This is a genomic window from Sphingomonas sp. LH128, from assembly GCF_000293195.2.
In the GTDB taxonomy this organism is placed as follows: domain Bacteria; phylum Pseudomonadota; class Alphaproteobacteria; order Sphingomonadales; family Sphingomonadaceae; genus Novosphingobium; species Novosphingobium resinovorum_A.
This window is the reverse complement of record NZ_ALVC01000084.1, coordinates 1-9181: the sequence shown is the minus strand read 5'-3', so window position 1 is coordinate 9181 and position 9181 is coordinate 1. Positions and strand designations below refer to the sequence as shown.

General features: G+C 60.4%; 15 protein-coding genes. 5 read left to right on the top strand and 10 right to left on the bottom strand.

Going from position 1 to position 9181, the window contains the following annotated elements; translation table 11 throughout:
* On the top strand, positions 1-387 hold a 387-nt coding region (locus tag LH128_RS07590; RefSeq protein ID WP_008829026.1), incomplete at its 5' end, for an efflux RND transporter permease subunit.
* 230 nt (positions 388-617) lie between these two features.
* On the opposite strand, the gene LH128_RS34420 is transcribed toward LH128_RS07590, so the two are convergent.
* Genes LH128_RS34420 through LH128_RS07575 form a run of 4 tightly spaced genes read right to left on the bottom strand, consistent with a single transcriptional unit; the run spans position 618 to position 3517 of the window.
* Entirely contained in the window at positions 618-1049 is a 432-nt protein-coding gene (locus LH128_RS34420; RefSeq protein WP_327195103.1) for an MFS transporter, read from the bottom strand.
* Entirely contained in the window at positions 1046-1873 is an 828-nt protein-coding gene (locus LH128_RS07585; protein WP_008829024.1) for an MFS transporter, read from the bottom strand. The genes LH128_RS34420 and LH128_RS07585 overlap by 4 nt, the downstream gene beginning before the upstream one ends.
* A gap of 52 nt (positions 1874-1925) precedes the next feature.
* Entirely contained in the window at positions 1926-2747 is an 822-nt protein-coding gene (locus LH128_RS07580) for an NAD(P)-dependent oxidoreductase (protein WP_008829023.1), read from the bottom strand.
* Between the two features lie 23 nt (positions 2748-2770).
* The gene (locus LH128_RS07575; protein ID WP_008829022.1) at positions 2771-3517 is read right to left on the bottom strand and encodes an SDR family NAD(P)-dependent oxidoreductase; all 747 of its coding nucleotides are present in this window, start codon (positions 3515-3517) and stop codon (positions 2771-2773) included.
* A 167-nt stretch (positions 3518-3684) separates the two neighbouring features.
* Between LH128_RS07575 and LH128_RS07570 the strand changes: the two genes are divergently transcribed.
* Both LH128_RS07570 and LH128_RS07565 read left to right on the top strand, forming a co-directional pair.
* Positions 3685-4488: a helix-turn-helix domain-containing protein gene (locus tag LH128_RS07570; protein WP_008829021.1), complete on the top strand. Its 804-nt coding sequence runs from the start codon at positions 3685-3687 to the stop codon at positions 4486-4488.
* A gap of 484 nt (positions 4489-4972) precedes the next feature.
* On the top strand, positions 4973-5155 hold the full coding sequence (locus tag LH128_RS07565) for a hypothetical protein (protein ID WP_008829020.1): 183 nt from the start codon (positions 4973-4975) through the stop codon (positions 5153-5155).
* A 42-nt stretch (positions 5156-5197) separates the two neighbouring features.
* Here the strand turns inward: LH128_RS07565 and LH128_RS07560 are convergent, their stop codons facing one another.
* From LH128_RS07560 to LH128_RS34410, 5 genes are all read right to left on the bottom strand, one after another.
* Positions 5198-5464, bottom strand: coding sequence for a hypothetical protein (locus tag LH128_RS07560; protein ID WP_327195102.1), 267 nt, complete (start codon positions 5462-5464; stop codon positions 5198-5200).
* A gap of 11 nt (positions 5465-5475) precedes the next feature.
* A complete protein-coding gene (locus LH128_RS34415) occupies positions 5476-5865 on the bottom strand; it encodes a hypothetical protein (RefSeq protein WP_008829018.1) in 390 nt (129 codons plus the stop codon).
* Positions 5862-6161 (bottom strand): hypothetical protein, encoded by a 300-nt coding sequence (locus LH128_RS33235; protein WP_008829017.1) that lies wholly within the window; start codon positions 6159-6161, stop codon positions 5862-5864. Before LH128_RS33235 ends, LH128_RS34415 begins: the two co-directional genes overlap by 4 nt.
* A 39-nt stretch (positions 6162-6200) precedes the next feature.
* Entirely contained in the window at positions 6201-6455 is a 255-nt protein-coding gene (locus tag LH128_RS07550; RefSeq protein ID WP_172704989.1) for a hypothetical protein, read from the bottom strand.
* A 120-nt stretch (positions 6456-6575) separates the two neighbouring features.
* Positions 6576-6707: a hypothetical protein gene (locus LH128_RS34410; RefSeq protein ID WP_327195100.1), complete on the bottom strand. Its 132-nt coding sequence runs from the start codon at positions 6705-6707 to the stop codon at positions 6576-6578.
* Between the two features lie 167 nt (positions 6708-6874).
* Here LH128_RS34410 and LH128_RS07545 point away from each other — a divergent pair, with 167 nt between their 5' ends.
* A complete protein-coding gene (locus tag LH128_RS07545; RefSeq protein ID WP_008829015.1) occupies positions 6875-7522 on the top strand; it encodes an SOS response-associated peptidase in 648 nt (215 codons plus the stop codon).
* Here the strand turns inward: LH128_RS07545 and LH128_RS07540 are convergent.
* Positions 7511-7738: a hypothetical protein gene (locus LH128_RS07540; protein WP_008829014.1), complete on the bottom strand. Its 228-nt coding sequence runs from the start codon at positions 7736-7738 to the stop codon at positions 7511-7513. The genes LH128_RS07545 and LH128_RS07540 overlap by 12 nt on opposite strands.
* A gap of 631 nt (positions 7739-8369) precedes the next feature.
* On the opposite strand from LH128_RS07540, the gene LH128_RS07535 reads away from it, so the two are divergent.
* Positions 8370-9181, top strand: an 812-nt coding sequence (locus LH128_RS07535; RefSeq protein WP_008829013.1) for a GAF domain-containing protein, incomplete at its 3' end; no start/stop codon positions are given.

The following is a 9181-nucleotide window of genomic DNA, read 5'->3' as shown; positions in this document are numbered from 1 at the left end:
GACCTGTCGATCATGGGGATCATCGGCATCCTGCTGCTGATCGGCATCGTTAAGAAGAACGCGATCATGATGATCGACTTTGCCTTGCAGGCCCAGCGCGGCAGGGGAATTGCCGCATACGACGCGATACGTGAGGCATGTCTGCTGCGATTTCGTCCTATTCTCATGACGACACTGGCCGCATTGTTCGGCGCGATCCCCTTGGCCGTCGGCTCCGGTGCGGGCGCCGAACTGCGTCAGCCACTCGGAATCGCCATTGTTGGTGGGCTGGTAGTCTCGCAACTCCTCACGATGTTCACGACACCGGTGATCTTCCTTTGGTTCGCGAAAATGGGGCAAATCCGCTTCATGCCGTCGAAATATTCGAAGCGGGCGATCTCTGAATGATCGCCTCTTCGATTGAGCAACCAAGGTCGAGGTTCGCAGCGTAAATCCCGTCATAATGTAGCTGAGCGGCTGCATGTAGGAACGGCCTGTGAGCACCCTAATGACCGGAATGGGCGCGAAGCAGCACGGCAGTTTGTCGGCCAGTGGCCGTTTGCGGAATGTCGAGTTCGTGGCAGAGATGTGGAAATAGATGCCGTTTCGCGAGGCGTCATCTCCAAGCGGTCCAAGTCTTAGCTCTCATCTTCTGTCTGCCTCCAGGTCGGGTAGCTTGGCAGCGTGAGCATCAAAATCCCACCTGCGACACATCCCGCAGCGCCCACCGCAAGGAAAGGCGTGTAATTGTCAAAATTGAAAATGACGCCTGCAACCAAAGGGCCGATGCCAGATGCGGCAGCCATGAGGCCCGCCATCACGCTGTAAATCTTGCCAAAGTTTCGGATGCCACCATAGCTGGCCGTCAGAAAGCCGGTGATCTGCGTCTTTGTACCGGCCGCATAGCCGTTGACCAGCATGGCGACGACGATGAGCGCGGGCGAACTTATGCCCTCCATGAGAAGCAGGAACGCGAGACCGGCGGCACCCGGTGTCACGCCGCCGATCCAGTTAGGGCGGAACCGGTCGAGAAGATAGCCAGTCACCAGCTTGCCAGTGATCCCGGCTATTCCGCCGAGGCTGAGCAGCCAAGCAGCGCTGCTGCGCGAAGCACCTGCGTCCTCAGGATGGGAAAGAGATGGAGAGTGAGACCCATTGTCAGGACCATCACGACGAAGTTCGAGATGCCTACGCGCCACAGGGCAGAATCCCGCAGGGCCTGTCTGGCGGAAAGTCCGGGCAACAGCGCCCTGTCCTGCTTCTCCGAGGCAGCCCCATCTCTCAATGACTTGGCGGCCCGGTCATGCGCATCGAACAGAAAGAAAATGCAGAGCAGAAAGGTTAGCCCGCCCCATCCGATACCAAGCCATACAAAGGCCGCACGCCAGCCCGCCACGGTGATGAGCCAATTTGCCAATGATCCCACCACGATTTGAGAGACGGCCGTACCCGACAAGGTGAGGCCGAGCGCCAACCCACGCGATTGCTGGAAGACACCCAGCACAGCCGCTGTCCAGGAGGTCGACTTGATGCTGACCGCCACAAGGCCAAAGACCAGCCACAGGGCGATCCACTGCTTCTCCGACCCATTCGCGAAGCTGAACGCGGAAATCGAAATGATGGTGAGAATGATGCCCGGTAGCACCACCTTGCGCGATCCATAGCGGTCGATCAATGCGCCGAAAAAGGGACCGATGATCGCTGTCAGCGTGTTTGCGAGCGAGGGGCCCGATGACAACAGCGTCCGACTGAACCTAAATTCCTTCGTCAACGGCTCAAAGAACAGGCCAATTGCCGAGATCATCACGGAGAAGAAGTAAAAACCGACCGAGGCGGCAAGCACCAGCGTCCAGTTCGCCTTCCACTCGGCTGCGGTTGATGATGTCTGCGTCATGGCGGGCCTTCCGACGCGGGTGCGCCACTATTTCTACGGTATGCGGCAGTCTTCATTCGGCTTCACTGGCGCAGGCGACGAGAAAGGGTTCGGCCGTGTTCCAGAGCCCAACAGCGCCGGGATCGTTGCCGATCACATCACGAAGCAAGTGCAAATCCTTGAACAGCAGGGAGCCACCATGATTGAAAGCTTGAGGGGCGGGCATACGGCCGCGCACTTCAAGGCCGAAACTACGACCGCTGCTGGCAATCAGCAGTTCCATGAGGGCCGATTTTTCGATGCCCAATGCGGACGCCGCCGCAAGGGCGTGATCCGCAACCGCCATGTTAGCCGCCAGCAGCGCATTATTGACGAGCTTCGCGTTCTGGCCTGCACCCACTTCGCCCAGATGCGGGAGGAGCGTCCCGAAGCTCTGGAATATGGGTAGAGCCGTGGCGATCGCTTCTGCTTTACCTCCGAGCATGACGGTAAGCGTGCCGGCATGGGCCGCTGGATCGCCGCCGCTGACAGGCGCATCGATGACATCGATACCCTGCTCGGCTGCTTCGCGAGCAATCTGTCTGACTGTCTTGGGATTGACGGTGGAGTGAATGGCGATGCGCGCTCCGGGCGCCAGCGACGGGATCAACTCTCGACAGACCTCGATGACGTCCGCATCGTTGGCGACACATATACCGACATGATCGGCATGGCTGGCCAGTTCAGCGATCGTCGATGCAAATACAGCGCCGGAGCCCTTGAATGGCTCCAGAGTTTCCTGACGCCGCGCCCACAGAGTCGTTTGAAAACCTGCGCCGATCATCCGAGTAGCGATCGGCGCGCCTTGGCTTCCCAGCCCGATGAAGGCGCAGCGGATTTTGTCTGTCGATGTCATATTGATGCTCCCGTTCGGAATTATCAGGCGCCTGCCGCGAAGCCGCCGGAGACCCGAAGGGTTTCACCCGTGATAAAGCGGGCACGATCGGAGGTCAGGTAAAGCATGGCCTCGACGATATCCCGCTCTTCACCTTCCGCGGTGGTCAGGAACTGCGCGCCCTTGACCCGCGCTAGTGTTTCAGCAGGAAGTTCCGCTCTGATCGTGTCGGTAAGGATGAGGCCCGGAGCGATCGCATTCACGCGGATGCCCTTGGCGGCAAGCTCACGGGCGAAAGTGATCGTCATGCTGATCACTGCCATCTTTGAAGCGCCATAGCTGCCTCCACCAAAGGCTGCCGATGACGAGATATTGAGGATGTTGGCGTCAGTTCTCCCCTGCATATGTGGCATAGCCGCCAGAGTGCAGGCGATAGTCCCCATGACATTGACATCGAAAAGGCGCCGCACTTTTGCGAGCCCCATGGCCTCAATCGGGCGGCTATACTCTGCTGAATGGAGGCCCGCATTGTTGATGAGGATATCGATGCCGCCATGTGCGGCGGCAATCTCATCGATCACCGCAGCGATGCGAGCCTCGTGAGTGACATCGGCCGCGCAGGCAAAGACGCGATCGCCCAGTTCGTTCGCGGCCTCCTGAACGGCGGTAGCATCCAGATCAAGCAATGCGACCGTCGCGCCACGCTCCGCCAAAGCGGCTCCGAACGCCTTTCCAAAGCCACGTGCACCGCCGGTGACGACCGCTACCCGACCTTCGAGATCATTTGCCAATCAAGCTCTCCTGTAAGCGGATGGCCTGTCGATCAGATCGCGGTCTCCATCCTGCTATTGAAGCTCCGAGGCCGTAGCGCGCGTTTCAGTATCGACAATGATCGCTTTCTAAGGGACATAATATGTCCCCAATTTGGCCCAGCACCTGTCCCCCCCGGAGTCCTTAAATGGTGAAAGCAGCACCAATCTTCGCCATCGACCCGGCCTCGCAATCTGCGCGAATGCTCGGCTATCTACGTGAGGTCTTACGTGCCCGTGGTATGCGTTATGCCGATGTTGCTGAACTGTTGGGCGTCAGCGAAAAGTCGATCAAACGCTACATGACGGGTCGAGGTGTGACCCTGCCAGTACTGGAACGACTTTGCGCCACGGTCGGGATGAGCATGGCTGAATTATCGGAACTCGCGGGACTTGATGACCGTGGAGACATCCCGTGGACAACCGACGCTCAGGAAGCGGTTCTGGCCACCGAACCGAAGCTGGCAATCGTCCTTGCCCTCCTCACCAGCGGATGGACTGCAACGCGGATCGAACGAGAGGGTCTGGCCTCGCCGAGCGACCTGAACGCCGTTCTCATTAGGCTCGATCAGCTCGGGATTATCACACTCTACCCCCATAATCGCACCCGCCTCCTTGCACGAATCCGTTCCGTCGATACCGCCTCCGAACCGCTCAGGCGCGTCATTACACAAGCAGGTGTGAGGATGATCGCAAACCTTGACCTGACCGATCCCAATTCTGTGTGGCGTTTCAACTATGCCCGGCTGGGACCCGCCTCAGTGTCTAGGGTTGCCCAACGCCTGAATGTCTTCCTCGCTGAAGTGGCCGAACTAAGCCGTCAGGACATGGACCTGAGCGGGGAGCAGGTCAGATGGTTCGCAGTCTGTGGATTGCTTGCCGAAAATGAAGTGCTTGGACTGAAGCTGCTGCGTGAAGGCGATCCAGACGATCGTACAAATGCCAGATTCTGATGGCAGCTTCTGGGAATGACATTTACGACATTGAGCGGCCGAGAAGGGGCGCGTAGCAGCCTGTCCAGCGGCCGACGCGGCTTGGTCGCTGATGGTCGTTTTCTGCTCCCTGGAATCAGAAGCTCAATCGCATTAATCGGCCATCGCCATCAGATAGGCGGATAGTGTTGCGCGAGAATGCCTTCAATCAGAAGCCCGCAGTGCTGTTCCGCAGTTCGATGTTATTTTCTGTCCGTGACCAATGTCATGACAGCGCTCCGCCCGGTCACGTCGTCAGCAAGCTCATCTCCGCGGCCGTTTCAGGAGTTCACCCAAGCCAGTTCGACTTCCGGCGAACAGCCTTTACGTCAGTGTGACGGCAATCGGGTGTATATCACGCGGCCCTGTGTGGTCGTGCCTCGTCGAAGTGCGCTGAACAAACCGCCATCCGCGGCGTTTAACTTGATGAGCCGAGAGCGATCCGAGGCCCGGCCAGGAGAGAGCCATGACTGAAGACACCCCGCACGAGCATCCTGAGGTTGATGCGGTGACCGGCGAGGAAGTCGCCGCCGGCATGACCGACGAACAACTGCTCAGCGCATGGGAAGCGGTGACCGATCCCGAGCATCTGACCGTGGTCGAGCAGGAAGTGCTGGCAGAGATCGAGCGCCGCAGGCTCAGTCTCTAGAGGAGGGCAGGCGATCTGCCGGTCGCCGTCCTCACTTGCGGATCACAGGTGAAGGAGTGAAAGCTGGATCTGACCATCGTCGGCCTGTGGTTTCGCCACGGCAGCCTGCTTGCCCCAGCCCTTCGGTGCATCCACAATCACACGATCTGCCGCAACGAATTCCCGGGTGAGCTCCACTTTCTCGCGCAGGCGCTGAAGTACCGCTGGAAAGATGTCCAGCAACAGCCTGGAGGCGTGCTCGGACGCGCAATCCCGGCCGGCCTGTTCAAAGCGATGCTGCGCAATTGCGATCAGGACGTCATCGCTCATCGGGTCCGTCATCAGTAGCTCGTCCAATCCAGTTCGGCATCATCGACCGCCTCGAACATTTCGGGGTCGGCGCCGGTGTCGCCCAGGCGCCTGCGCACCGCATCGGGATCACCGTCCTTCGGGAAGCCCCTATCAGACCTGGCGATATTGGCGAGCTGCCCGATGAAGTCGCGGCGATCCACCTGCAACAGCAGCCACCGACCGAACGGCCCACGCTCGGCCGCGCTGATTGTCCTGCCCTCGGTTTTCAGGCGGCTATCCGGGGGCGCAGGTGAAAACGCGCGGTTGTCGACCGGCACCTTCGTGATGTCCTGCCAGCGTCCGGCCCCGGTGCATATCCTGCCGACTTCGCGCCGCAGGTCATTCAGCGACTGTTTCTGCATCGTCGTCTCCAGGTTCATCGCACACGCCTGCATGCGGCTTTCCATGTCCGCTCGTCAGGCCAGGGCAGCTCGAAATCGCCCGGCATGGACACGGCGCCCTCGATCGAGATGGGCCGAACCCTGGCGCGCAAACGCGATCCGCAGACCCGGCACCAGAAGCGCTTCCTGGCCTCGACGAATCCGTCGTCCCAATGCCGCCGCTGGAAATGCCACCAGAGGGGCGGCGCGTGGAAACGCGCCGTATGCCCGCACTTGCATGTCAGCAGGACGGACCCGCCCAGCGTACCGGCCTCGAACAGGCAGGTGGGCACCATGGCCCCGCTCTTGGACCACTTCACGCTTCACGCCGCCGCTCAATCAGGCTGCGGAAGGCGCATTTCGAGCTGATCGTCCTCCGGCAAGGCGAAACCGTAGAAGCGAAGATCCAGGACCGGCGGCCCCGCCAGAGCGCACGTGGTTTCGGTCTTCTCGTCGAGGCGATTGAGCAATGCGGGCACGAAGTCACGCAGCGCTGCCTGGTCGCGCTCGGTGGCATCCTTGCGGTCAGCCATATGCAGGTACTGGCGTCCCAAGGTAAGCATCGCCTCGTCGGAAAGGGGTTTAGTCATGGGGGCGGACCTTTCGCGAATCATCATCGCTCCCTTATATATGTTCCATATTTGTTCTAAAATCCCCTTCATGCGGCCGATGTTCGCCCGTGCCTTCGCCAGGCGGCGTCCGCCGCGCTGTCAGTCGGGCTCGAAATACACGAGCGGGCCGGTTTGGCTCGAATGTTCAACACGTTGAAGGCCAGAAGAGATTTCCATGCCGATCATGCGCAATACGATTTTGCCCCACAAGGTCAGACCGAAGTCGTGCATGACCCAGCTCCGCCACCACGACCGCTCCCGCTGCGCTCAGCGTAGGCATCGCGGGTGACAGCGCATCTTCCCCTTCTCACATTCTGTCGCGCTTCCGCGAGCTCTCCTGTTGCGAGGGGAGATAGGCGCACAGTGACAACCTCGCCGTCCGGCGGCATCATCCATACATGTGCAACCTCTATCGCATGACCGCGAAGGAAGCCGAGGCAGCGAAACTGTTCGGCGCAGCCTTCACGCCCGGTGCCAACTACGGCGCCGAGGTCTGGCCAGGTTATCCCGGCCTCGTCGCGGTCGGGGGCGAACTGCGCGCGATGTCCTGGGGCTTCCCGCGCCATGCCTTCAGCAAGAAGACCGGCAAGCCGCTCAAGGCCTCGCCGGTCAACAATGCCCGCGACGACAAGCTGCGGGTCTACCCGATCTGGCGCGACAGCTTTCGCGAGAGGCGTTGCCTGATCCCGATGACGCAGTGGTGCGAACCCGAGGGCGAGGATCGGCGCAACACCCGCACCTGGTACTCGCTGCCGGAAACAGAAGTATTCGCCGTCGCCGGGATCTGGCGGCCGACCGACGAGTGGGGCGATGCCTACGCGATGGTCATGGTCGATGGCTGCGAGCAGATGTCCGATCTCCACGACCGCATGCCGACTATCCTGCGGGGCGAGGACTGGACACGATGGACCCAGGGCACGCCTGAAGAAGCCTTCGCGCTCCTTCGCACGTGGGACGGGCCGCTGACGGTCGATCGGACCGACGAGCCCTGGTTCAAGGCGAAGGCGGCGACCGGCAAGCCTGCGTCAGCGAACCTACTGCTTTGAAGGGATCACCATGCGGCCCCGCAGGTTCGGCCAGATGTTACCTTCGCCCGCCTCTTCGCCAAGGATCGTGTCGATCATCAGGTTGAAGAACTCCAGCAAACCCGCTTCGTCTTCAGGCCATTTGCCGAAGTCGGCACCCTGCAGGGCAGCGATTACGTCTTCCTCATCGGCTTGACGAAGTCGTTCGATGTCAGTGCCTGCGATCTTCCAATCCATGATCACCTCCAAGGCCGCGCGAGACCGTGGACCACAAGCTACTCACCGGCGTCCAGATCGCCAACGCCGATATGTCCCAATCGTTGGGTGCAGCTTCCATGCCTGCCTCCGCTGATGATTCACATCTATCGCTTTCATGAGGCGAGTGGCGCCTGGCCGGGTCGGACCGGTTTAAGGTAACAGGCCCGCCTCGAGCTATGACCTGAGATTGGGGCGGGCAGTACCAATTTCATCCATCGACCCTTCTCGGACTCTCAGCTGTAAATTTTCTGTTCCCAGGTGCGGCCCGTCCGCTTTCCCGGTCGGGACGCTCGAGATTGGCCGAAACCGGAAAGGCCGGTCTTGATCCATCAACAGGAGATAGCTGCCATTCCCACGTTAGCGCTAAGTGGCGTGATTCTAGTCTCAGACTATTGGCTCAACTAGGCTAACGCTTCGATCTCTGCGGACCAGTAAACTTCGTCGATCTGCTCTGCAGATTTGATCTTCGGCATCAGACTGCCGTGCGGTGTCTCATTATGACACAGCTCGCCGACGCCTTGGGCACAAGCGGCTGGAACCTTTCCAGAAGCTTGTCGGTTAAAGTGCTGCGATGCGTCCAGTGATCTCGCGCACGCGGGGAACTCAGACAATGACTAACGCGCATCACGGCCCGCTTGTGTCGCCGGTCGGCCCGATTACGCAAGACGCGGATGACGCGCTCTCCGACATAGGACTACTTCACCAGATCAGCGTCGCGCTCATCAACGAGCAGGATCGCTTCGAGCTCTATGGCAAGATCGTCGATGCCGCCGTCACCATCACCGGCTCGCAGTTCGGAACGATGCAATTGCTGTGCCCGAGCGATGATCCTTCGGGCCATGGCGGCGAACTGCAGCTTCTGGCGCAGCGCGGCCTGCCGCCCGAGGCGGTCGGTTTCTGGCAGTGGGTGAACCCTGCCGCTTACAGCAGCTGCACCTTGGCGCTGAAATTCGGCCAGCGCGCGATCGTGCCCGACTTCGAGGAGTGGGACGACATCAGCGGGACGCCCGATCTCCAGGCATTTCGCGATGCCGGCATTCGGGCGGCCCAGACTACCCCTTTGCTTTCGCGCAGCGGCAAGCTGCTGGGAATGATTTCTACTCACTGGAGCAAGCCGCACGAGCCTTCGGAGCGCGACCTACGCATGCTCGATATCGTGGCTCGCCAGGCGGCAGATATACTGGACCGCACGATCGCCGAGGAGGCGCTGCGCCACCTCAACGAGACGCTGGAAATGCGGGTGGAGGAACGCTCCCGCGAACTGATGGCGTCGGAAGATCAGGTCCGCCAGTTGCAAAAGATGGAGGCCATCGGGCAACTGACCGGCGGTGTGGCGCACGACTTCAACAACCTGCTGACTATCATCCGCTCCTCCGCCGAACTTCTCGCCCGCCGCGAACTCCCGCGCGACAAGCAGAAGAA